General features: G+C 69.4%; 26 protein-coding genes. 20 read left to right on the top strand and 6 right to left on the bottom strand.

What is annotated here, in order from left to right; all coding sequences use genetic code 11:
* Positions 1–6 precede the first annotated feature (6 nt).
* The gene (locus AC1DYK_RS18205; RefSeq protein ID WP_478167588.1) at positions 7–879 is read left to right on the top strand and encodes a CsgG/HfaB family protein; all 873 of its coding nucleotides are present in this window, start codon (positions 7–9) and stop codon (positions 877–879) included.
* 270 nt (positions 880–1,149) lie between these two features.
* Here the strand turns inward: AC1DYK_RS18205 and AC1DYK_RS18200 are convergent, their stop codons facing one another.
* Positions 1,150–2,574, bottom strand: a complete 1,425-nt coding sequence (locus tag AC1DYK_RS18200; RefSeq protein ID WP_478167587.1) for an FAD-binding oxidoreductase — start codon at positions 2,572–2,574, stop codon at positions 1,150–1,152.
* Between the two features lie 68 nt (positions 2,575–2,642).
* On the opposite strand from AC1DYK_RS18200, the gene AC1DYK_RS18195 reads away from it, so the two are divergent.
* The 3 genes from AC1DYK_RS18195 to AC1DYK_RS18185 all read left to right on the top strand — a co-directional run bounded on the left by AC1DYK_RS18195 (position 2,643) and on the right by AC1DYK_RS18185 (position 4,156).
* On the top strand, positions 2,643–3,224 hold the full coding sequence (locus tag AC1DYK_RS18195; protein WP_478089583.1) for a cob(I)yrinic acid a,c-diamide adenosyltransferase: 582 nt from the start codon (positions 2,643–2,645) through the stop codon (positions 3,222–3,224).
* 24 nt (positions 3,225–3,248) lie between these two features.
* Positions 3,249–3,608, top strand: coding sequence for a hypothetical protein (locus AC1DYK_RS18190; RefSeq protein WP_478167586.1), 360 nt, complete (start codon positions 3,249–3,251; stop codon positions 3,606–3,608).
* A 113-nt stretch (positions 3,609–3,721) separates the two neighbouring features.
* Entirely contained in the window at positions 3,722–4,156 is a 435-nt protein-coding gene (locus AC1DYK_RS18185; RefSeq protein WP_478167585.1) for an RcnB family protein, read from the top strand.
* 6 nt (positions 4,157–4,162) lie between these two features.
* Here AC1DYK_RS18185 and AC1DYK_RS18180 read toward each other — a convergent pair whose 3' ends face one another.
* The 3 genes from AC1DYK_RS18180 to azu all read right to left on the bottom strand — a co-directional run bounded on the left by AC1DYK_RS18180 (position 4,163) and on the right by azu (position 5,549).
* A complete protein-coding gene (locus AC1DYK_RS18180; RefSeq protein ID WP_478089580.1) occupies positions 4,163–4,408 on the bottom strand; it encodes a hypothetical protein in 246 nt (81 codons plus the stop codon).
* A 123-nt stretch (positions 4,409–4,531) separates the two neighbouring features.
* Positions 4,532–5,023, bottom strand: coding sequence for a TIGR01841 family phasin (gene phaP, locus AC1DYK_RS18175; RefSeq protein WP_478157692.1), 492 nt, complete (start codon positions 5,021–5,023; stop codon positions 4,532–4,534).
* Between the two features lie 73 nt (positions 5,024–5,096).
* Entirely contained in the window at positions 5,097–5,549 is a 453-nt protein-coding gene (gene azu / locus AC1DYK_RS18170; RefSeq protein ID WP_478167584.1) for an azurin, read from the bottom strand.
* A gap of 245 nt (positions 5,550–5,794) precedes the next feature.
* Between azu and AC1DYK_RS18165 the strand changes: the two genes are divergently transcribed.
* From AC1DYK_RS18165 to AC1DYK_RS18120, 10 genes are all read left to right on the top strand, one after another.
* A complete protein-coding gene (locus AC1DYK_RS18165; RefSeq protein ID WP_478167583.1) occupies positions 5,795–6,454 on the top strand; it encodes an OmpW/AlkL family protein in 660 nt (219 codons plus the stop codon).
* 157 nt (positions 6,455–6,611) lie between these two features.
* Positions 6,612–8,918 (top strand): heavy metal translocating P-type ATPase, encoded by a 2,307-nt coding sequence (locus AC1DYK_RS18160; protein ID WP_478167582.1) that lies wholly within the window; start codon positions 6,612–6,614, stop codon positions 8,916–8,918.
* Positions 8,918–9,055: a cbb3-type cytochrome oxidase assembly protein CcoS gene (gene ccoS / locus AC1DYK_RS18155; RefSeq protein ID WP_478089575.1), complete on the top strand. Its 138-nt coding sequence runs from the start codon at positions 8,918–8,920 to the stop codon at positions 9,053–9,055. The genes AC1DYK_RS18160 and ccoS overlap by 1 nt, the downstream gene beginning before the upstream one ends.
* Before the next feature lie 67 nt (positions 9,056–9,122).
* Positions 9,123–10,562 carry a cytochrome-c oxidase, cbb3-type subunit I gene (gene ccoN / locus AC1DYK_RS18150; RefSeq protein WP_478167581.1) on the top strand — a complete coding sequence of 480 codons (1,440 nt, stop codon included), beginning with the start codon at positions 9,123–9,125 and terminating at the stop codon, positions 10,560–10,562.
* 9 nt (positions 10,563–10,571) lie between these two features.
* The gene (gene ccoO / locus AC1DYK_RS18145) at positions 10,572–11,198 is read left to right on the top strand and encodes a cytochrome-c oxidase, cbb3-type subunit II (protein ID WP_478167580.1); all 627 of its coding nucleotides are present in this window, start codon (positions 10,572–10,574) and stop codon (positions 11,196–11,198) included.
* Between the two features lie 11 nt (positions 11,199–11,209).
* Positions 11,210–11,356, top strand: a complete 147-nt coding sequence (locus AC1DYK_RS18140) for a cbb3-type cytochrome oxidase subunit 3 (RefSeq protein WP_478167579.1) — start codon at positions 11,210–11,212, stop codon at positions 11,354–11,356.
* On the top strand, positions 11,353–12,270 hold the full coding sequence (gene ccoP, locus AC1DYK_RS18135) for a cytochrome-c oxidase, cbb3-type subunit III (protein WP_478167578.1): 918 nt from the start codon (positions 11,353–11,355) through the stop codon (positions 12,268–12,270). Before AC1DYK_RS18140 ends, ccoP begins: the two co-directional genes overlap by 4 nt.
* Before the next feature lie 10 nt (positions 12,271–12,280).
* Positions 12,281–13,720, top strand: a complete 1,440-nt coding sequence (gene ccoG / locus AC1DYK_RS18130) for a cytochrome c oxidase accessory protein CcoG (protein ID WP_478167577.1) — start codon at positions 12,281–12,283, stop codon at positions 13,718–13,720.
* Positions 13,721–13,739: 19 nt separating this feature from the next.
* On the top strand, positions 13,740–14,015 hold the full coding sequence (locus AC1DYK_RS18125; RefSeq protein ID WP_478167576.1) for a FixH family protein: 276 nt from the start codon (positions 13,740–13,742) through the stop codon (positions 14,013–14,015).
* Between the two features lie 4 nt (positions 14,016–14,019).
* Positions 14,020–14,265, top strand: a complete 246-nt coding sequence (locus AC1DYK_RS18120; protein ID WP_478167575.1) for a hypothetical protein — start codon at positions 14,020–14,022, stop codon at positions 14,263–14,265.
* Here AC1DYK_RS18120 and fnr read toward each other — a convergent pair.
* Positions 14,246–14,962 (bottom strand): fumarate/nitrate reduction transcriptional regulator Fnr, encoded by a 717-nt coding sequence (fnr, locus tag AC1DYK_RS18115; protein WP_478167574.1) that lies wholly within the window; start codon positions 14,960–14,962, stop codon positions 14,246–14,248. The genes AC1DYK_RS18120 and fnr overlap by 20 nt on opposite strands.
* A 124-nt stretch (positions 14,963–15,086) precedes the next feature.
* Here fnr and hemN point away from each other — a divergent pair, with 124 nt between their 5' ends.
* The 6 genes from hemN to ubiM all read left to right on the top strand — a co-directional run bounded on the left by hemN (position 15,087) and on the right by ubiM (position 21,458).
* Complete coding sequence (gene hemN, locus AC1DYK_RS18110) at positions 15,087–16,499, top strand: oxygen-independent coproporphyrinogen III oxidase (protein ID WP_478167573.1); 1,413 nt, start codon at positions 15,087–15,089, stop codon at positions 16,497–16,499.
* A 151-nt stretch (positions 16,500–16,650) separates the two neighbouring features.
* A complete protein-coding gene (locus AC1DYK_RS18105) occupies positions 16,651–17,361 on the top strand; it encodes a sulfite exporter TauE/SafE family protein (RefSeq protein ID WP_478167572.1) in 711 nt (236 codons plus the stop codon).
* A gap of 302 nt (positions 17,362–17,663) precedes the next feature.
* Positions 17,664–18,107: a universal stress protein gene (locus AC1DYK_RS18100; protein ID WP_478167571.1), complete on the top strand. Its 444-nt coding sequence runs from the start codon at positions 17,664–17,666 to the stop codon at positions 18,105–18,107.
* Between the two features lie 42 nt (positions 18,108–18,149).
* Positions 18,150–19,364: an NAD(P)H-dependent flavin oxidoreductase gene (locus tag AC1DYK_RS18095; RefSeq protein ID WP_478167623.1), complete on the top strand. Its 1,215-nt coding sequence runs from the start codon at positions 18,150–18,152 to the stop codon at positions 19,362–19,364.
* Complete coding sequence (locus AC1DYK_RS18090; RefSeq protein ID WP_478167570.1) at positions 19,352–20,248, top strand: acyltransferase; 897 nt, start codon at positions 19,352–19,354, stop codon at positions 20,246–20,248. Before AC1DYK_RS18095 ends, AC1DYK_RS18090 begins: the two co-directional genes overlap by 13 nt.
* Positions 20,232–21,458 (top strand): 5-demethoxyubiquinol-8 5-hydroxylase UbiM, encoded by a 1,227-nt coding sequence (gene ubiM, locus AC1DYK_RS18085; RefSeq protein WP_478167569.1) that lies wholly within the window; start codon positions 20,232–20,234, stop codon positions 21,456–21,458. Before AC1DYK_RS18090 ends, ubiM begins: the two co-directional genes overlap by 17 nt.
* On the opposite strand, the gene AC1DYK_RS18080 is transcribed toward ubiM, so the two are convergent.
* Positions 21,433–22,635, bottom strand: a complete 1,203-nt coding sequence (locus AC1DYK_RS18080) for an acyl-CoA dehydrogenase family protein (protein ID WP_478167568.1) — start codon at positions 22,633–22,635, stop codon at positions 21,433–21,435. The genes ubiM and AC1DYK_RS18080 overlap by 26 nt on opposite strands.
* Between the last annotated feature and the right edge of the window lie 35 nt (positions 22,636–22,670).

Genomic DNA, 22,670 nt, shown 5'->3' with positions numbered 1-22,670 from the left:
ATCCAAATGGGACTCTACAGACTGCCGTTGGCGGCGGTTGCCGCGGCGGTGCTGCTGCTGGCCGGTTGCCAGACCACCGACATGCAGATGGGCAGCCAGAGTGCGAAGACGGTCGCCACCGGCAGCGCGGCGGGCAGCGCCAGCGCCAACACCAGCGGCGCGCTCGAGAAATGCGCCTCGCCGCTGGGCACCGTGTCGCTGGTCGAGAACCAATCGGCCGGCTGGTACACGGTCCTGCGCAATGAGTACAAGCTGCCACCCACCGCCAACCTGCTGAAGCTGCTGGTCCAGCAATCGAACTGCTTCGTGGTGGTCGAGCGGGGTGCCGCCGGCATGAACGCCATGTCGCGCGAGCGCCAGCTGTCGCAATCGGGCGAGATGCGCCAGGGCAGCAACTTCGGCGCCGGCCAGATGGTGGCTTCCGACTACGGCCTCTCGCCCGAAATCGTCTTCAGCAACCAGAACGCGGGCGGCGTCGGCGGCGCGCTGGGCGGACTCGTCGGCGGCCGCTACAGCGGCGTGCTGTCCGCGGTCGGCGGCAGCATGCAGACCAAGGAGGCCAGCGCATTGCTGACGCTGATCGACAACCGTTCGGGCGTGCAGGTCGCGGCCTCCGAAGGCAGCGCCTCGAAGACCGATTTCGGCGCCTTCGGCTCGGTCTTCGGCGGCAGCGCCGGGGGCGCCCTGGGCGGCTACACCAACACGGCCCAGGGCAAGGTGATCAGCGCCGCTTTCATGGACGCCTTCAACCAGATGGTCATCTCGCTGCGCAACTACAAGGCGCAGGCGGTCCAGGGCCAGGGCCTGGGCGGCGGCGGCCGCCTGGGGGTAGATGGCGGCGCCGCGCCGTCGCAGACCTCGGCACCGAAAAAGAAGTAGTAGCTCGCCCCCAGGTTGGGCTCACTTCGTGTAGCCCGCCCACCCCCTACCGGGGGCGCAGTCAGCGGCCCGGCGAAGCCGGTTCCGCGACTGCCCACGAACGGGCGCGCTGCGCGCAGCCGTGGAACAACCACAGTGCCGATCGCTTATGGCCGGTGCAGCCAGGCCCGTTGGTGAAACACCGCGGAACCGGCTTCGCCGGGCCGCTGGTGTTGCCCCCGGCAAGGGGTGGGCGCCCCGACACGAAGTGCGGGGCAACCTGGGGGCGAGTCACACCGTGAATATCTTGCCTGGGTTCATGATGTTCTTCGGGTCCAGCGCGCGCTTGATCGTGCGCATCATGTCGACCGCGCCGACACCGGCCTCGGTCACCAGGAAGTCCATCTTGTGCAGGCCGACGCCGTGCTCGCCGGTGCAGGTGCCTTCGAGGGCGAGCGCCCGGCTCACGAGGGCGTGGTTCAGCTTCTCGGCGGTCACGCGCTCCTCGGGCACGTTGGGGTCGAGCAGGTAGCCGAAGTGGAAGTTGCCGTCGCCCACATGGCCGACCAGGAAGTAGGGGATGCCGCTGGCGTCGGCCTCGGCCACGGACTCGAGCAGGCAATCGGCCAGCCGCGAGATCGGCACGCAGGTGTCGGTCGAGATCACGCGGCAGCCCGGGCGCGACTGCACCGCCGCGAAGTAGCTGTTGTGGCGCGCCGTCCAGAGGCGGGTGCGCTCCTCGGGCGTGCTGGCCCATTCGAAGGCCTTGCCGCCATGGCCGCTGGCCAGTTCCTGCACCGTCTCGGCCTGCTCCTTGACGCCGGCCGGGGAGCCGTGGAACTCCATCAGCAGCATCGGTTCCTCGCGCAGGCCGAGCTTGGCGTAGGCATTGACCATGCGCACCGTGTTGACGTCGATCAGCTCGACGCGCGCGATCGGGACGCCGAGCTGGATGATCTCGATCGTGGTGCGCACCGCCGCCTCGATGCTCGGGAACGAGCAGATCGCGGCCGAGACGGCTTCGGGCAGCGGGTAGATGCGCAGCGTGACCTCGGTGATCACGCCCAGCGTGCCTTCGCTGCCGACGAACAAGCGCGTCAGGTCATAGCCGGCGGATGACTTCTTGGCCCGCGTGCCGGTGCGGATCACCTCGCCGCTGGCCGTGACCAGTTCGAGCGCCAGCACGTTCTCGCGCATGGTGCCGTAGCGCACCGCGTTCGTCCCGCTGGCGCGCGTGGCGGCCATGCCGCCGATCGAGGCATCGGCGCCAGGGTCGATCGGGAAGAACAGGCCGGTGCTCTTGATCTCGTCGTTGAGCTGCTTGCGCGTGACGCCGGGCTGCACCGTCACCGTCAGGTCGTCGGCGTTGACGGAGAGCACGCGGTTCATGCGGCTGACGTCGATGCTGATGCCGCCCTGGACCGCGAGCAGGTGGCCTTCGAGCGAGGAGCCGACGCCGAAGGGGATCACCGGCACGCTGTGCTCGCTCGCGAGCTTCACCGCGTCGGCGACGTCCTGGGTGCTCTCGGCAAAGACCACTGCGGAGGGCGGCGGCGCATCGAAGGACGATTCGTCGCGGCCATGCTGCGTGCGCACCGCCAGCGCGGTCGAGCAGCGGTCGCCGAAACGGGCCTTCAGGGCGGCGATCAGCGCGTCGGGCACCTCGCGCAGCGCGATCTCCGGGGTCAGGTGGGAGGGGGCGGTGGGAGCATTCATGGGGCGCGGTCTCCTGAAGGGTCTAACATTCTAAGAACCTCATTCTCAACCGAACCCGAAAGCACCTCATGGGCAACCGCTTGACACAGATCGCGACGCGCACCGGCGACGACGGCAGCACCGGCCTCGGCGACAACACGCGCGTCCCCAAGGACCACCTGCGCGTGCACGCGATGGGCGACGTGGACGAGCTCAACTCGCACATCGGGGTGCTGCTCTGCGAGCCGATGCCGGCCGCCGTGCGCGAGCTGCTGGTCGATGTGCAGCACCAGCTCTTCAACCTCGGCGGCGAGCTCTCGATGCCGGGCTACACGCTGCTCAAGGCCGAGGCGCTGCTGCAGCTGGACAACGCGCTGGCCGAGCACAACGCGGCGCTGCCGCGGCTGGCCGAGTTCATCCTGCCCGCGGGCACCCGCGCCGCCTCGCAGGCGCATGTCTGCCGCACGGTCGCCCGGCGCGCCGAGCGCGCGGTGGTGGCCCTGGGCGCGCAGACCGAGATCAACGCCGCGCTGCGCCACTACCTGAACCGCCTGAGCGACCTGCTGTTCGTGCTGGCGCGCGTGCTCAACCGTGTCGATGGCGGCGACGACGTCTACTGGAAGAGCGAGCGCATGGCCCGGGCCGCAGGCGAGGGCGGTCCCGCCGCCTGAAACGACAACAAGGAGATTCGACGAATGCCCCCGATCCGGACACGAACCACCCGCCTTGGCGCCGCCTGCGCCGTTCTGGGAGCGGCCGCCTTTTTGCTGCCCTTGGCCGCGCACGGCGCGCAGAGCCCCCCGGCGAAGCAGCAACCGGTCAGGGCGCCCGCCCACGACAGCAAGGTGCTGGGCGGCATCGAACGCGGCGCCGACGCCACAGGTCGCGGGATCGCGCGCGGTGCCGATGCGACCCGGCGCGGCGTGGACCACACGGCCGAGCGCGCCAGCGCGCCGGTGCGTCGCTGGGGCGAGGCCCTGGGCCGCAAGATCACGCCGCACGGCGGCAGCAGGCCGGCCGCCCCGGCGGTCGGCCCGCAAGGCAACTCGCCCTGACCGGCGCCGGGCCGGCTTTACCTTGCTTCACATCGCCTCAACATGGGCGGGGGGTGCGCGACACACGCGCCTTCCACACTGGACTCCTCATCAACGCAGAAGGAGTTCCGACAATGATCAAGTCAAAGCGCATGGCCGTTGCCGCCGCAGCGCTCGCAATGGGCATGGTGGGAAGCGCCTTCGCGCAGGACACCCGTTTCGATCGCGGATCCGACCGCAATGACCGCTTCGGGCCGCAGCAACAGCAGCAGCGCCATGACGGCCCGGGCTACGACCGTGGTCGCCCCGATGACCGCTCCGACGACCGCTCCGGCGACGGCGCGGGTCGCCGGTTCGACCACCGGGGCCATCCCCACCCGTATGCCGAATGGCGCCGCGGCGGCCGCGTGCCGAGCGAATACCGGGGCCGCCAGTACGTCGTGGACGACTGGCGCGGGCGCCGCCTGCAGCAGCCGCCGCGCGGCTACCAGTGGGTCGGCGTGGGAGGGGACTTCGTGCTGGCCGCGGCGGCCACCGGCCTGATCGCGCAGATCATCATCGGCCGATAGACAGGCTCAGGCGGCGGAGGGTGCGAGCTGCGCGCAGACGTTGCGGCCGGTGATCGTGAGCCGCAGCCCGCCACCGTGCCATTCGAGCCAGTTCAGTCTCACGTAGGCCTCGATGTCGCTGTCGTCGATCCGGCCGGCCTGGTGCTGCTGGAGGTGGTCGACCGTGGCGGGCAGTGCCTGCCGCAGCCGTTCGCGGGCCGCAGCTTCGCTGGCCTCCCTGGCTGAAATGCGCGTCTGAGAATTCGATGCCATGGCTGATTCGATCCAATCGCTGAGGAAACCGTACCAATGTACGCTTCCTGTCGATCGAGTCACGGACCTTTTTCTCGTTATCGCGCAGGACAAACACCGATCCCGCCCGGCGGCGTCTTTGTCCTACTTGCGCGGCTGCAGCAGCTTGCTGACCTCGTCCACGTTGTCCCGGATCCGCTGGCGCACCACGTCGAAGGCATCGGCCTGCGACTTCGCCGCCATCTCCGACAGTTCGCGGATATCGTCCAGCGCCTGCTTGAAGGCGGCCTTGCCCATGGCATCGAGCTTGGCGAGGCCTTCGCGCGGATCGGTGCCGGGCAGACCCTTGACGGTACCCTGCCACTCCTCGATCGACGTCTTGAGCATCTCGGTCTGGCGCTGCACCACGGCCTGCAGCCCCTGGTAGGACTTCTCGTTGGCCTTCACCAGCGCCTGCAGGTCCTTGCGTCCGCTCTCGACGATCGCGCCTGCGGCGCCCGCCAGCGGCAGGTTCTGCAGCCGCTCGGCCATGCCCTTGAGCGGCTTGACGAAAGCCTCCTGGACGTCGGCCGGCGTGGGGATGCCCCCCGAGCGCGTCTTCTTGGCGGCGGTGGTGCTCGACTTGCTGGTGGCCATGTGCGGTATCTCCAGATTTGAGGTTGGGGTTGCCACGATACGCCCAGTGGGGCGTTTCATGAAAGCCCTTCGCTTACTTGACGAGTGTGAGCGTGCCCTTCATGAGCGACGAATGCCCGGGGAAGGAGCAGAAGTAGGTGTAGCTGCCGCCGGCGGCGAGCTTCGCCGGCGAGAAGGTCACGCTGCCGCTTTCGCCGCCGCCGATGATCTTCGTGTGGGCCACGACGCGCGCATCGCCGGCCTTGACGTAGTCCTGCGGCAGGCCGGCGGCGATGCCGTCGGTGGCGACGGCCTGCACGTCGGCGGTCTTGGTCAGCACCCAGTTGTGCCCCATGGCCTGCTTGGGCATCTTGCCGCTGTGCTTGAGCTTGACCGTGAACTCCTTGCAGCTCTGGCTCACCTCGATCGCGGGCTTGTTGAATTGCATGGCGTCGTTGCCTTCGATCTCGACCGTGCATTCGGCGGCAAGCACGGGGGCGGAAGCGAAGGCCAGAACGGCGATGGCGGCGAGACGGTGACGAAGCATGGAAAGAACCTCAAGGAAAGAAACACACACACGCCGCGCACCTTGCGCAGCGCCGGCCTCATTGTCGAGCGTGGTCGGCAGCGTTTGTTGACCAGGGTCAATCTCGCCGCGATGGGCCTGCACTTCGGCGCCGCGCCGCGGCGCGCGTGTTGCCCTGGGTCAAGGACACGGGGAGCGAGGCCCGCCCACACTGCCTCCAGTGCCGACGCCCATGCGTCGGCCATCACAGGAGAAGCAGAAAAAACATGGTTAGCAGCAGAAATCTCACGCGCACACTGATCGGTGCCATCCTCGGCACCTTGTGCGTCTTGCCCGTGGCGGCGCAGGAGGCGCAGGGCAACTGGCTCGTGCGAGCCCGCGCGGTGCGCATCGACACGGCCAACAAGTCCGATCCGATTCCTTCGCTGGCCGTGCCGGCCGATGCGATCACGGTGAGCGACAAGACCATTCCCGAAGTCGACATCACCTACTTCTTCACGCCGAACATCGCCGCCGAGCTGGTGCTGACGGTGCCGCAAAAGCACACCGTGACCGTGCAGCAGAGCGCGCTGGGCGGGCCGGTCGACATCGGCACCTTCAAGCAACTGCCGCCGACGTTGATGGTCCAGTACCACTTCAGGCCGAACGCGACGATTCGCCCCTATGTCGGCGCCGGCCTGAACTACACGCGCATCAGCTCGGTGCGGCTGGCCGTGCCCACCGTGGGCCGCCTGGACCTCGAGAACGACAGCTTCGGCCTCGCCGTGGGCGCCGGCTTCGACATCGCGCTGGCGGAGAACGTGTTCCTGAACTTCGACGTCAAGAAGCTGCAGATCCGCTCCGACGTGAGCCATCTGGGCCAGACGCTGTCGACGGTGCAGGTCGATCCGTGGTTGTTCGGCGTGGGCGTGGGGTACCGTTTCTGACCCCCAGGCTGTCTCACTTCGTGTAGCCGCCCAGCCCCTTGAAAGGGGGCGTTGCCAGCGGACCGGCGCAGCCGGATCCGCGGCAACCCACGAAGAGACCGGGCCTCCTCTTGATCTGGGTCAACTCTTGCCCGGCTGCGCTCGCTAGGCTCGGGGCATGGAAGCTGCGCTCTCTTTCGCTCCCGGCTTGCCCGCCGCGCCGCAGTCGGCCTGGTCGCTGCTGGACGATCCGGTCGAATGGCCGGCCTTCGGGCGGCGCTTGGGCGAGGGCGACGCGGCGCGCTGGGAGTCCCAGGTCGTGGTCGAGGGCATGCATTGCGCGGCCTGCGCGTTCACGGTGGAGGCGGCGCTGATGCAGGTGCCGGGCGTCGTCTCGGCCGAGGTCAATGCGGCCAGCCGCCGCGCGCGCGTGGTCTGGTCGTCGGCGGCCGTGAAACCGTCGCGCTGGTTCGAGGCCTCCGAAGCCGCGGGCTACCGTCTGGTGCCGGCCGGCGACATGCTGGCGAGCGCGCGGCGCAAGCGCGAGTCGCGCCTGGCGCTCTGGCGCTGGCTGGTGGCGGGCTTCTGCATGATGCAGGTCATGATGTACGCCTACCCGGCGTACATTGCACAGCCCGGCGACATGACGCCCGATGCCGCGCAGTTGCTGCGCTGGGCCTCGTGGGTGCTGACGCTGCCGGTGATGCTGTTTTCCTGCGGCCCCTTCTTTCGCAGCGCCTGGCGCGACCTGCGGCAGCGCCGCATCGGCATGGACCTGCCGGTCGCGCTCGGCATGGCGATCACCTTCGTGGTCAGCAGCGCGGCCACCTTCGATCCGGAGGGGCCGCTCGGCCACGAGCTGTACTTCGACTCCCTCACCATGTTCGTGTTCTTCCTGCTGACCGGCCGCTGGCTGGAGGCACGGCTGCGCGACCGCACCGCCGGCGCCCTCGATGCCCTGATGAACCGCCTGCCCGACAGCGTGCTGCGGCGCAACGCCGGCGGCTCGTTCGAGCGCGTCGCGGTCCGGCGGCTGGCGGTCGGCGACCTGCTCCGCGTGCTGCCCGGCGAGGCCTTTCTGGCCGATGGCACGGTGGCGGCGGGCGACACCTCGGCCGACGAGGCGCTGATCACGGGCGAGTCCCGGCCGGTGCCGCGCCCGTGCGGCGCGCGGGTGCTGGCGGGCAGCCACAACGTCGGCGCGGTGGTGGAGGTGCGGGTCGAGGCGCTGGGGCCGGACACGCGCTTCGCCCAGATCGTGGCGCTGATGGAAAGCGCCTCGCTGCAGAAGCCCCGGCTCGCGCAGCTGGCCGATCGCGCGGCCCGGCCGTTCCTGCTCGCGGTGCTGGTCGCGGCGGCCGCGGCGGCGGCCTACTGGTGGCCGGTGGATTCGGGCAAGGCGCTGATGGTCGCGGTGGCGGTGCTGATCGTGACCTGTCCCTGCGCGCTGTCGCTGGCGACGCCGGCCGCGATGCTCGCGAGCGCCGGCACGCTGGCGCGCGGCGGGGTGCTGGTGCGCAACCTGCAGGCCCTGGAGGCGCTGGCCGCGGTCGACACCGTGGTGTTCGACAAGACCGGCACGCTGACGCGCGACACGCCGCGGCTCGACCGGGTCTACAGCCGAAAGGGCGTGCGGCCGGGCGATGCGGTGGAGCTGGCGGCCGCGCTCGCCGCACAGTCGCTGCATCCGGCGTCGCGGGCGCTCGTGAAGGCCTGGCGCGAGCAGCACCGCGTGGCGCCGGACTGGCGGGTGTCGAGCCTGGCCGAACGCGCGGGGCAGGGGCTCGAAGGCCGGGTCGGTCGCGGCGCTGGTGCACCCGAGCGTGGCCTGCGCCTGGGCTCGGCCGCGTTCTGCGGCGTCCAGCCCCTGCCGGTCGAGGCGGCCCAGGTGCATCTCAGCGACGACCAGGGGTGGATCGCGAGTTTCGTGCTGGCGGAGGATCTGCGCGAGGATGCCGCCGCCGCCGTCTCCGCGCTGGGTGCGCAGGGCGTGGCGGTGTGGCTGCTGTCGGGCGACAGTGCCGGCGCCGCGCGCGAGGTCGCGGCACGCGCCGGCATTGCCATGGCCTTGGGCGACTGCACGCCCGAAGACAAGCTGCGGCGGCTGAAGGATCTGCAGGCCCAGGGCCAGGCGGTCGCGATGGTGGGCGACGGCCTCAACGACGGGCCCGTGCTCGCCTATGCCCATGCCTCCTTCGCCTTCGGCCGCGCGGTGCCGCTGGCGCAGGCCCGGGCCGACTTCGTGGTGCTCGGCGATGCGCTCGGCGTCGTGCCGCGCGCCATCGCGCAGGCCCGGCGCACGCTGCGGGTGGTGCGGCAGAACCTCTGGTGGGCGGCCGGCTACAACGCGGTCTGTGTTCCGCTCGCGATCGCCGGCTGGCTGCCGCCGTGGCTCGCGGGGCTGGGCATGGCGGCGAGCTCGCTGGCGGTGGTGCTCAATGCCGCGCGGCTGGCCCGCCAGCCACTGCACCTCGAGGCGGCCTGATGGACATCCTCTTCCTGCTGATCCCGTTCTCGGTGGTGCTGGTCCTGTTCATCCTCGCCGGCCTCTGGTGGGCCGTCGACCGTGGGCAATTCGACGACATCGACAACGAGGGCGAGCGCATTCTTAAGAACGATTGATCTGAATCAACCTCGATCGCACGCCGCGCCGGGACACTGGGCCAGTTTCATAAATGAAGGCTCTGCGATGCATGCTCCGAATTCTCCTGCGCCGGTCTACAGCGACACGGTGGTGCGGCAATTCGCTCTCATGTCGGTGGTCTGGGGCGTGGTCGGCATGTTGGTGGGGGTCATCATCGCCTCGCAGCTGGCCTGGCCCGAGCTCAACCTCGGCATCCCGTGGCTCAGCTACGGACGGTTGCGGCCGCTGCACACCAATGCGGTGATCTTCGCCTTCGGCGGCTGTGCGCTGATGGCGACCAGCTTCCACGTGGTGCAGCGCACCTGCCAGGTCCGGCTGTTCGCGCCGGCGCTGGCTTCGTTCGTGTTCTGGGGCTGGCAGGCCGTGATCGTGGCCGCCGCCATCAGCCTGCCGATGGGCTACACCAGCGGCAAGGAATACGCCGAACTCGAATGGCCGATCGACATCCTGATCGCGCTGGTCTGGGTGGCCTACGCGATCGTGTTCTTCGGCACCATCGGCATGCGCAAGGTTCGCCACATCTACGTCGCCAACTGGTTCTACGGCGCCTTCATCATCGCGGTGGCGCTGCTGCACATCGTCAACAGCGCGGCCATCCCCGCGGGCTGGATGAAGAGCTATTCGGCCTACGCCGGCGTGCAGGACGCGATGGTGCAGTGGTGGTACGGCCACAACGCGGTCGGCTTCTTCCTCACGGCCGGCTTCCTCGGGATGATGTACTACTACGTGCCCAAGCAGGCGGGCCGGCCGGTGTACTCGTACCGGCTGTCGATCGTGCACTTCTGGGCCCTGATCTTCACCTACATGTGGGCCGGCCCGCACCACCTGCACTACACGGCGCTGCCCGACTGGACCCAGTCGATCGGCATGGTGTTCTCGCTGATCCTGCTGGCGCCCAGCTGGGGCGGCATGATCAACGGCGTGATGACGCTGTCGGGCGCCTGGCACAAGCTGCGCACCGACCCGATCCTGCGCTTCCTGATCGTCTCGCTGTCCTTCTACGGCATGTCGACCTTCGAGGGTCCGATGATGTCGATCAAGACCGTCAACGCGCTGTCGCACTACACCGACTGGACCGTCGGCCACGTGCACGCGGGCGCGCTCGGCTGGGTCGGGCTGATCTCGATGGGCTCGCTCTACTACCTGATCCCGCGCGTGTACGGGCGCACCGAGATGTTCAGCGTGAAGGCGATCGAGCTGCACTTCTGGATGTCGACCATCGGCATCGTGCTGTACATCGCCGCGATGTGGATCGCCGGCGTGATGCAGGGTCTCATGTGGCGCGCGGTCAATCCCGACGGCACGCTGACCTACACCTTCGTCGAGAGCGTGAAGGCCACCTATCCCTACTACGTGGTGCGCATGATCGGCGGCCTGCTGTACCTGGGCGGCATGCTGGTGATGGCCTGGAACGTCTGGATGACGGTGATCTCGGGCTTCAGCAAGCCGTCGCCGATCCCGCAGACCGCCATTGCCCACGCCTGAGGAAACGCCATGAGTTCGAATACCCCCGAATCCGGCTTCTCGCACCAGAAGATCGAGACCAACAACTTCCTGATGATCGTGCTGATCCTGCTGGTGATCGCGGTCGGCGGCCTGGTCGAGATCGTGCCGCTGTTCTTCCAGAAGTCGACCACCGAGGCGGTCAAGGGCGTGGAGCCGCTGACGCCGCTGCAGCTCGCGGGCCGCGACATCTACGTGCGCGAGGGCTGCTACAACTGCCACTCGCAGATGATCCGCCCGTTCCGCGCCGAGACGCTGCGCTACGGCCACTACTCGGTGGCCGGCGAATTCGTCTACGACCATCCATTCCAGTGGGGCAGCAAGCGCACCGGGCCCGACCTGCACCGCGTGGGCGGCAAGTACAGCGACGAGTGGCATCGCATCCACCTGAACAATCCGCGCGACGTGGTGCCCGAGTCGAACATGCCGGCCTACGGCTGGCTCGAGAAGGCGCCGCTCGATGGCGCGGAGGCATCCGCCCACATGACGGCCCTGCGCCGAGTGGGCGTGCCCTACACCGACGCCCAGATCGCGGCCGCACCGGCCGAGGTCAAGGGCAAGACCGAGATGGACGCGATGGTCGCGTACCTGCAGTCGCTCGGCCTGGCACTCAAGTAAGGAGCGCAGCGATGGACACCGTCACCACCCTGCGGATCGCCGCCACGCTGGCATCGTTCGCCACTTTCATCGGCATCCTGGTTTGGGCCTTTTCGCGCCGCAACGCGACGGCCTTCGAAGAGGCCGCAAGACTCCCCTTCGAAGAGGACCCCTCATGAGCGACTTCACCACCAACTTCTGGTCGCACTTCGTGACCGCCATCGCGCTGGGCGGCATCCTGGCCTGCGCGCTGCTGCTGTGGTGGACCGCGCGCTTCCGCGGTCCGGCCGGCGACGACAACACCACCGGCCACGTCTGGGACGAGGACCTGCGCGAGATGAACAACCCGCTGCCGCGCTGGTGGATGGGCCTGTTCGTGCTGACCATCGTGTTCGGGATCGGCTACCTGGTCGTCTTCCCGGGCCTGGGCAGCTACCGCGGCACGCTGGCCTGGACCACCGAGGGCGAGTACGCGAAGGAGGTCGACAAGGCCAACGCCGAACTGGCCCCGGTCTATGCCGCCTATTCGGCCCAGCCGGTCGAGCGGCTGGCGGGCGACGCGGGCGCCATGGCGATCGGCGAGCGCCTGTTCCTCAACAACTGCGCGCAGTGCCACGGCTCGGACGCGCGCGGCAGCAAGGGATTCCCGAACCTGGTCGACGGCGACTGGCTGCATGGCGGCACGCCCGACAAGATCCACGAGACCATCGCGCTCGGCCGCATCGGCACGATGCCGCCGATGGCCGAGGCGGTCGGCTCGGCCGAGGACGTCAAGAATCTCGCCAACTATGTGCTGAGCCTGTCGGGCAGCCCGCACGACTCGGTCCGCGCCGGCCTCGGCAAGAGCAAGTTCACGACCTGCGCGGCCTGCCACGGCATCGGCGGCGTGGGCAATACCGCGGTCGGCGCGCCGAACCTGTCCGACAGGATCTGGCTGCACGGCTACGGGCAGGAATCGATCATCGCGATGATCAACGGCGGCAAGGTCAACCAGATGCCGGCGCAGCAGGGCCGCCTGACCGAGGCCCAGATCCACGTGCTCACGGCCTACGTCTGGGGACTGTCGAACAAGCCCGCCACAGGGGCCCAGTGAGCCCGACGCCATGACCGATCGCATGCCCGCGCCGAAGCCGGCCCCTCGCACGGTGATTCCGATCGTGGCGGCCGAGAAGAGCGTCGGCCTCTACGCGGCACACGAGAAGATCTATGCGCGCAGCGTCAGCGGCTACTTCGCGCGCTGGCGCTGGGCGCTGGTGTTCGCGACGCAGCTCGTGTTCTACGGACTGCCCTGGCTCGAGTGGGGCCAGCGCCAGGCGGTGCTGTTCGACCTCGGCGCGCGGCGCTTCTTCATCTTCGGCCTGGTGCTCTATCCGCAGGACCTGATCTACCTCACGGGCCTGCTGGTGATCTCGGCCCTGTCGCTGTTCCTGTTCACCGCGGTGGCGGGCCGGCTGTGGTGCGGCTATGCCTGCCCGCAGACGGTCTACACCGAGATCTTCATGTGGGTCGAAGAGAAGATCGAAGGCAGCCGCATCGCGCGCATGCGCCTGGATCGCGGCGGCATGTCGGCCGAGAAGCTGGTCAAGAAGTGGTTCAAGCACGTGGTCTGGATCTCCATCGGCCTGTGGACCGGCTTTACCTTCGTGGGCTACTTCACGCCGATCCGCGAGCTGGGGATGTCGTTCCTGCACACGACGATGGGTTCCTGGGAAATCTTCTGGGTGCTGTTCTACGGCTTCGCGACCTACGGCAACGCCGGCTTCATGCGCGAGCAGGTGTGCAAGTACATGTGCCCCTATGCGCGCTTCCAGAGCGCGATGTTCGATCGCGACACGCTGATCGTGAGCTATGACGCCGCGCGCGGCGAGCCTCGCGGCGTGCCGGCGAAAGGGCGCGCATCGACCGCGGCGCCGCTGGGCCACTGCATCGACTGCCATCTGTGCGTGCAGGTCTGTCCGACCGGCATCGACATCCGCGAAGGCCTCCAGTACGAGTGCATCGGTTGCGGCCTCTGCGTGGATGCCTGCAACATCGTGATGGACAAGATGGACACGCCGCGCGGCCTGATCCGCTACGCCACGCAGAACGGCATGGCCGGCCGCTGGACGCCGCGGCAGGTGCTGCGGCGCGTGCTGCGGCCGCGGGTGCTGATCTACACCGGGGTGCTGGCGGCGCTGTGCATCGGCCTGCTCGCCAGCCTGGTGACGCGCACGCCGCTGAAGGTCGACGTGGTGCGCGACCGCGCGTCGCTGGCCCGCATCGTCGAAGGCGGCCAGCTCGAGAACGTCTACCGCCTGCAGATCATGAATGCCACCGAACAGGTGCAGCGCTACCGGATCGCTGCGGGCGGCCTCGAGGGGCTGAAGGTGTCCTCGGAGCCCGTGGTCGAGGTCGCGCCGGCGGAGTCGCGCTGGGTCGCGGTCCGGTTGCAGCTACCCTATGGGGCGGCAGCGGCGGGTTCGCACAAGGTGCATTTCGACGTCCGCGCCGAAAGCGGCAATGCCAGTGTCTCGGAGCCCGCGGTGTTCCTGGTACCGCGCTGATCAACCCAAGGACCAAGAGATGACGCACGACAACGACGCGATGAAACCCTGCCCTCCGTGGTACCGCTTCCCACTGGTGTGGATGGTGATCGGCGGGCCGGGCGTGGTGGTGGTCGCGAGCTTCGTCACCCTGTGGCTGGCGATCGCCACGCCCGACCCGGTGGTGGACCAGGACTACTACCGCAAGGGCGTGGAGATCAACCGCACCCTGGCCGACAAGAAGCTGATGCCGGCCGTGGCCGGGCGCAACCACGCGGCGACACCGGGCAGCGCCGTGCCGCTGCCGAAGGAGTGAGTGCATGCAGACGCGCCGCTGGATGTGGATTCTCTGGCCGGCCTTCCTGCTGGCCTGCGCGCTCGAGGTGCTGGTGTTCGCCCTGGTCGACCCGGGCGACCTGAACTGGCGCGGCGAGGCGCTCGGTGCTTCGCGCCAGGCCGTCTACACGGTCGGCTTTTTCGTCTTCTGGCTGCTGGCCATGGGGGCGGGCGCGCTGACCCTGCTGCTGACCCTGTCGGCGCGCGAGATCAACAGCCCGGCGGATTGACGATGCGGCGCAGCGCCTCGGGATCGACGATGCGCACGTTGCGCTGCTCGACCTCGACCATGCCCTCGGCCGCGAACTTCGACAGGGTCCGGCTCACGGTCTCGAGCTTGAGCCCGAGGTAGCTGCCGATTTCCTCGCGGGTCATGCGAAGCACCAGCTCGGAACGCGAGAAGCCGCGCGCGTGCAGGCGCTGGACCAGGTTCAGCAGGAAGGCGGCGAGCCGCTCTTCGGCCCGCATGCTGCCCAGCAGCAGCATCACGCCGTGTTCGCGCACGATCTCGCGGCTCATGATCTGGTGCACGTGGCGCTGCAGCGCGGTGATCTCGCGCGACAGCTCCTCGATGCGTTCGAAGGGCATCACGCAGACCTCGGAGTCCTCCAGCGCCACGGCGTCGCAGGTGTGCTGGTCGTTGACGATGCCGTCGAGCCCGATGATCTCTCCCGCCATCTGGAAGCCCGTGACCTGGTCGCGGCCGTCCTCGCTGGTGACGCGGGTCTTGAACACCCCGGTGCGGATCGCATAGAGCGAGGTGAAGGCCTCGCCGTTGCGAAACAGCGTCTCGCGCCGCTTGATCTTGCGCCGCGTCGCGACGATGTCGTCGATGCGCTGCAGCTCGCCCGGATTCAGGCCCACCGGCATGCAGAGCTCGCGCAGATTGCAGTTGGAACAGGCGACCTTGATATTTTCGGGTTTCATTGATGCAGTCGAGGTCATGGAGGGATTGTCCGACGGGGAGCGGGGTGGATGCTTGATGCAGGTCAATGATTGCAGATCGTGACGGCGGCATAGTGACACACCACAGCCCTTGCCGCCGCCCGCGATGCTCCCCCCCTCCGCTCCCGCCCTCACGCCGGCCCTGGCGCCGCCGTCCACCGTGCTGCGCCGCTTCGACTGCGCCGGCCCGCGCTACACGTCCTATCCCACGGCCGATCGCTTCGTCGACGCCTTCACGGCGGACGACTACGCGCAGGCCCTCGAGCAGCGCGGCGGGGCCGGCGCGAGCGCGCGGGCGCTGTCGCTGTACGTGCACATTCCGTTCTGCGAATCGCTCTGCTACTACTGCGCCTGCAACAAGATCGTGACCCGGCACAAGAGCAAGGGGCGCGAGTACCTGGACTACCTGTCTCGCGAGATTTCGCTGCAGGTGGAGAAGCTCGGCCGCGGCGCGGTCGTCCGCCAGCTGCACCTGGGCGGCGGCACGCCGACCTTCCTCGACGATGCCGGCCTGCGGGAACTCATGGCCATGCTTCGCGGCGCCTTCACGCTGTCGCCGGACGGGGAGCATTCGATCGAGATCGACCCTCGCACCGTCGACCGCGAGCGCCTCGTGACGCTGGCCGAGCTGGGCTTCAACCGGCTGAGCTTCGGCGTCCAGGACTTCGACCCGGAAGTGCAGAAGGCGGTGCACCGGATCCAGCCCGCCCGGCAGGTGTTCGACCTGATGGCGGTGGCCCGCGGGCTGGGCTTCGATTCGGTCAACGTCGACCTGATCTACGGACTGCCGCGCCAGAGCCCCGCGTCCTTCGACCGCACGCTGGAGCAGGTCTGCGCGCTCCGGCCGGACCGGATCGCGCTCTATGCCTACGCCCACCTGCCCGAGCGCTTCAAGGCCCAGCGCCGCATCGCGACCGAAGCCCTGCCCGATGCCGGCGCCAAGGTCGAGATGCTGTCGCGCTCGATCGCCGCGCTCACCGCCGCGGGCTATGTCTACATCGGGATGGACCATTTCGCGCTGCCCGGCGATGCACTGGCGGTCGCCCGGCGGCAGGGCCGGCTGCATCGCAACTTCCAGGGCTACAGCACGCAGCCGGACTGCGACCTGGTGGCCCTGGGCGTGTCGGCGATCGGCCGCATCGGCGCCACCTACAGCCAGAACGCGAAGACGCTCGAGGAATACTACGACCTCCTCGACCAGGGCCGCCTGCCGGTGGTGCGCGGCCTGGCGCTGACGCGCGACGACGTGCTGCGGCGCGCCGTGATCATGGCGATCATGTGCCAGGGACGGGTGGATTTCGAGGCCGTCGGCGCGGCCCACCTGATCGACTTCGAGCACCTCTTCGCAGCCGAACTGACCGCGCTCGAACCGCTCGCGGCGCAGGGCCTGGTGACCCTGGGCGATCGCTCCATCGAGGTCACGCCCCTGGGCTGGTTCTTCGTGCGCGCGATCGCCATGGTGTTCGACCGCTACCTGCAGGCCGACCGCAATCGCACGCGCTTCTCGCGCATCGTCTGAAGTGAAGCCCACCCCCGATAGCGCCTGCGGCGCCCCCCTCGAGGGGGCGATACCAGCGGCCCGGCAAAGCCGGTTCCGCGGTATCCCTGGCATTGGGCTGCGCCGGTTTCATGCGCTGTGGGTGGCGCGCAGCGCCATGGACAACTGAGCCATGCAGGCGGCGCTGCTGGCCTCCGCGCTGGTGATGGGGCTGGTGGGCGGGCCGCACTGCGTCGCGATGTGCGGCGCCGCGTGTGCGGGGGTGATCCGCATCGTGCGCGCGCCCGCCGGCGGCGTCGCCGCGCTGGCGCCGGCGGGCCGCTCGCTGCCGGCCGGCGCGCTGTTCCACGCCGGGCGCGTGGCGGGCTACGCGGCGGCCGGGGCCGTGGCGGCCGCCACGGTGCAAGGCCTGGCGCTGGCGAGCGAACAGGTGGCCGCACTGCGCCCCGCATGGATCCTGCTGCACGTGGTCGTGCTCGCCTGGGGCGTGCTGCTCGCGGCCTCGGGCCGGCAGCCGCTGTGGGCCCACCGCATAGGACGCTGGGCTTCGGCACGACTGCAGCCCATGACCCGCAGCGCCTTCGGGGTGCTGGCCACCGGGGCGCTCTGGGTCGCGATGCCCTGCGGCCTGCTGTATTCGGCGTTGATGCTGGCGGCCTTGAGCAACGGCGTGCTCGAGGGCGCGGCCGTCATGGCGCTGTTCGCCTCGGGCAGCGCGCTGTCGCTGCTGCTGGCGCCGTGGCTGTGGCGCCGCCTGCGCTCGGGTGCGGGCGTGGTGTCGCAGCAATGGGGCACGCGCCTGGCCGGCGCGCTGCTGGCCGCGGTCGCGTTGCAGGCGCTTTGGATGGATCTTGCGCACCAGATCGAGATCTGGTGTGCATGAATGTGGCCCCCACGCTCCCCACTTCGTGTGGTCGCTGCCCCCCGAGGGGGCCGCAGGCCGCCTTGGGGCGGCCCGGCGCCGGCCTGGATGGCCCCCACGCTCCCCCACTGCGTGTGGGTCGCTGCCCCCCGAGGGGGAAGTCGCAGGCCGCCCGTCTGCGCGAAGCGCGGACTTCGCCGCGCCAGCGGCCCGGCGCCGGCCTGGGCCCGCACGCCGGACATCCGACGCAAGCTTGATCCCAGTCAATCCGCGCCGCGCGGGTCTGGCCGAGACTGGAGGCCTTCCCATCTGGAGACCTCATCATGTTCAAGCGAATCCTGGTCGCGACCGACGGCTCGCCCCTTTCGGAGAAGGCGGTCGAGACCGCCATCGGCCTGGCCCGGCAGCATGGCGCCGAGCTGGTCGCCTTCACCGTGGCCCGCAGGCAACCCAAGAGCTACATGGACGGCACGATGCTCCATGAGGGGGCCGAGAGCGAAAGCATCGAGAAGAAGCGCTTCGAACATGCCCAGGCCATGGTCGACGCGATCGGCGAGCGCGCGGGCGCGAGCGGCGTGCGCTGCGAAGCGCTCGTGGCCCATTCCAGCCAGGTTGCCGAATCGATCATCGCGGCCGCGCAGAAGCATGCGAGCGACCTGATCGTCATGGCCTCGCATGGCCGCCGGGGCATCGGACGCCTGCTGCTGGGCAGCGAGACCCAGCATGTGCTCACGCATTCCGCCTTGCCGGTGCTGGTGCTCCGATAGCGCCGCATGAGGGAAGAAGTCAACCAGGCGGATGCGGCCGCCATGGCCGATGCGCTGCGGGCGCTTGCCGCCGGATCGGGCCTGAGAAGCTGGCAACTGGCCGGCCGTGAGCTGTTGCCGGTGGTGCAGGGCGGGATGGGGGTCGGCGTCTCGGCCGGCGGCCTGGCCGGCACGGTCGCCGGCCTCGGCGGCATCGGCACCGTGTCGTCGGTCGACCTGCGGCGCCTGCACCCGGACTTGTGGGCGCAGACCTCGCACCTCGAGGCCGAGCCCGACGCCGGCCAGCGTATCGACGCCGCCAACCTCGAGGCGCTGGGCCGCGAGATCGCGCGGGCGCGCCGGCTCGCCGGCGGACGCGGCCTGATCGCCGTGAACGTCATGAAAGCCCTGACGGCCTATGAGTCGCAGGTGCGGCACGCGCTGGCTTGCGGGGCCGATGCGCTGGTGGTCGGCGCCGGCCTCCCGCTGGACCTGCCGGACCTGGCGCGAGAGCACCCGCAGGTCGCGCTGATCCCGATCCTGTCGGACGCGCGCGGCGTGCAGCTGATCGTGCGCAAGTGGGAGAAGAAGGGGCGCCTGCCCGATGCCATCGTGATCGAGCATCCGCGCCTTGCGGGCGGCCATCTCGGCGCCGCCAAGGTGGGCGACCTGAACGACCCGCGCTTCGAATTCGATGTCGTGCTGCCGCAGGTGCAGGCCTTCTTCAAGACCGCGGGCATCGAAGGCCGCATCCCTCTCATCGCCGCCGGCGGCGTCGAGAGCCTCGACGACATCCGCCGGCTGCAGTCGCTGGGCGCCTCGGCGGTCCAGCTCGGCACCGCCTTCGCGGTCACCGCCGAATGCGATGCCGACCTGGCCTTCAAGCGCGTGCTCGCCGATGCCAGGCCCGAGGACCTGGTCGAATTCACCAGCGTGGCGGGCCTGCCTGCGCGCGCCGTGCGCACGCCCTGGCTGGCCAAGTACCTGCGGCTCGAGCCGCGGCTGATGGCCAAGGCGCACCGCGAGACCGAGTGCACCATGCGCTTCGACTGTCTGGCCCATTGCGGCCTGCGCGACGCCACGCCGGGCTGGGGCAAGTTCTGCATCGACAAGATGCTGGGCCATGCGCTCGCGGGACACACCGAGCAGGGGCTGTTCTTCCGCGGTGCGGGCCGGTTGCCCTTCGGCAACCAGATCCGGCCGGTGCGGGACTTGATGCGATGGCTTCTGGGCGGGCTGCTGCCCGCCGCCGAGCCCGGCACGCCTTGCGCCGCCTGATTCCGGTCTGGCGCGGGGCCCTCAACGGCCTGCGCCTCGGCCTCAACACGCTGATGGGCGTCGCCCTCATGGTGCCGCTCGCCGCCGTCAAGCTGGCCGTGCCGGCAGCCCCGGTGCGCACGGCGTGCGACCGGGCGCTGAACGCGCTGGCCACGGGCTGGGTCGCGCTCAACAACCGCTGGATCGCGACGGCCTGCCCGGCACCGTGGACCTTGCACGGCCTCGACGGGCTGAAGCCGCGTGGCTGGTACCTGGTGTCCTGCAACCACCAGAGCTGGGTCGATATCCTGGTGCTGCAGCGGGTCTTCCACGGCCGCATTCCCTTCCTCAAGTTCTTCCTGAAGCGCGAGCTCATCTGGGTGCCGGTGATCGGCCTGGCCTGGTGGGCGCTCGATTTCCCGTTCATGAAGCGCGGCCGAGGCCGGGGCGCGCGGCGTGGCGACCTTGCGGCCACCCGCAAGGCCTGCGAGAAATTCAGGCGCATTCCCACGGCGGTCATCAATTTCATCGAGGGCACGCGCTTCACGGCGGCCAAGCATGCCGGCCAGAACAGCCGCTACCTGCATCTGCTCGAACCGAAGATCGGCGGCCTCGGCGTGGCGCTGGAGACCATGGGCGAGCAGTTCGAATCGATGCTCGACGTCACCATCGTCTACCCCCAGGGGCCGCCCGATTTCTGGACGCTGCTGTCCGGCCGGCTGGAGGCGGTGACCGTCGACGTGCGGCGGCGCGAGATTCCGCCGGCGCTGCTCGAAGCCGATGCCCTGGGCGACAAGGCGCATCGTCAGCGCCTGCGCGAATGGACCGAAGGGCAGTGGGCGGAGAAGGATCGGCTCATCGCCGCATTGTTGAAAAAGGAGCAGATGCATGTCGCTGGACCCTGAAGTCCTGATCGTCGGCGCGGGCCCGACCGGCCTGGCCATGGCCATCGCGCTGGCCGATGCCGGCTTCGCTGCGACCGTGCTCGACCAGCAGTCGCGCGACGCGCTGGCCGCACCCGCGGAGGACGGCCGCGAGATCGCGCTGACGCATTCCAGCGTCGAGACCTTGCGCGCGCTGGGCCTCTGGCAGCGGCTGCGGCCCGAGGAGATCGGGCGCATCCGCGAGGCCCGGGTGACCGATGGCGGCGGGCATGACGCCGCCCTGCATTTCAAGGCCCGCGACCCGCTCGGCTGGATCGTCCCCAACCATGCGCTGCGACGCGTCAGCTTCGAGGCCGCGACCGAACGGCCCGGGCTGAATCTGCGCACCCGGTCGCGGCTGCTGCGCGTCACCACCTCGGCCGCGCAGGTCGAGCTGGAGGTCGAGCACGGCGAGGAGGCGCTGCCGGAGTCATTGCACGGGCGCCTCCTCATCGCTGCCGACAGCCGCTTCTCGTGGGCCCGCCGCCAGCTCGGCATCGCTGCCGACATGCAGGACCTCGGCCGCACCATGATCGTCTGCCGGATGCGCCACACGCTGCCGCACCGCGACGTGGCCCATGAGTGCTTCGGCTACGAGCGCACGCTGGCCATCCTGCCGCTGGCCGGCGACATCTGCTCCGCCGTGCTGACCACCGACACCGCGGCCGCGGCGTGGCTGATGGACTTGCCCGGCGGCGAATTCGCGGCGCTGGTCGAGGCGCAGTTCGGTGGCCGGCTGGGCTCCATGAGCCTGCTCGGCGATCGCTATCCCTATCCGCTGGTCACGGCCTTCGCGCGCCGATTCAGTGCCACGCGCAGCGCGCTGATCGGCGACGCCGCGGTCGGCATGCATCCGGTCACGGCGCATGGCTACAACCTCGGGTTGCAGAGCGTCGCAACGCTGGCCCACGCGCTGTGCGATGCGCGTGCGGCCGGGCTGGACATCGGCGACGCCGGCGTGCTGGCCGGCTACGGCCGCAAGCACCGTCGCGATGCCGCCGTGATGTACCACGGCACCAACGCCGTGGCGAAGCTCTATGCGAACGACGGCGCGCCGCAGCGGCTGGCGCGCCAGCTGATCCTGCGTGGCGCACAGCACCTGCCGCCGCTGAAGGCCGCGATCACGGCACGGCTCACCGGACGCGGCGGGCTCCGGCTGCCGACACTCAGCGGCGCAGCAGTTCGTCGCTGATGATGATCTTGCGGACCTCCGTGGTGCCGGCGCCGATTTCGAGCAGCTTGATGGCGCGATAGAGCCGGTTGACTTCGGATTCCCAGATGTAGCCCGTGCCGCCGTGGATCTGCATCGCCTCGTTGAGCACCTTGTTCATGGTCTCCGAGGCGAACATCACCGAGGCGGCGGTGATCATGTGGATGTCGCCGCGCCCGCCGCCGCCGATCTCGAGATCGTTGGCCGCGCGCAGTGCCTGGTAGGTGAAGACGCGCATCGATTCGATCCACACGTACATGTCGGCCAGCTTGGCCCGGATCATCTGGAAGTTCGAGATCGGCTGGCCGAACTGCTGCCGGGTGCGCGCATAGTCCAGCGCCAGTTCGAGCGCGCGCTCGCAGATGCCCAGGCAGATCGGCGCGATCATGGCGCGCTCCAGGTCGAGCCCGCTCATCACCACCTGCACGCCGCGGTCCTCCTCGCCGACCCGGTTGCGCGCCGGCACGCGGCAATTCTCGAACACCAGCTCGGCCGTCTGGCTGCCGCGAAATCCCATCTTGGTGAGCTTCTGGGCGACCTTGAAGCCCGGGCTGCCGGTCTCGACGATGAAGGCCGAGATGCCCTTGGCGCCGCGCTCCCTGTTGGTCTTGGCGTAGACCAGCACCACATCGGCCACCGTGCCGTTGGTGATGAAGATCTTGCTGCCGTTGAGCAGGTAGTCGTCGCCGTCGCGCGTGGCCGTGGTGCGCATCGAGCCCAGCGCATCGGAGCCCGCGCCGGGCTCGGTCAGGCCCAGTGCGCCGATGCTCTTGCCGCTGCACAGGCCCGGCAGGTAGGCCTTGCGCTGCGCCTCGTCGGCGTTGCGGTAGATGTTGTAGAGGCACAGGTTCTCGTGCGCCACCCAGCTGAGCGCAAGCGCGTGGTTCCAGCGCGAGAACGCCTGCACCACCAGCCCGCTGGCGAAGAGATCGAGGCCGGCGCCGCCATAGGCCTCGGGCACCGGAATGCCGAAGTAGCCCGTGGCGCCGATCTGCGCGAAGGCCTCGGGCGGCCACCACTCCTCGTTGTCCATGCGGCTGGACAGGGGGTAGAGCTCGTTGCGCGCGAAGCGATCGGCCTGGTCGAGGACCTGCTGCTCGTCGTCGGACAGGCCCGAGAAGCGCTGGGCGGCGCCTGGAGCGGAAGCGGTGGTGTTCATGGGTCTCCGGGGGATGGAAGAAAAAAGGAGGGGAG

This window comes from Variovorax sp. P2_H12, from assembly GCF_056403395.1.
Note: the sequence above shows the minus strand (reverse complement) of the source record. Positions and strands in the feature narration are given on the sequence as shown.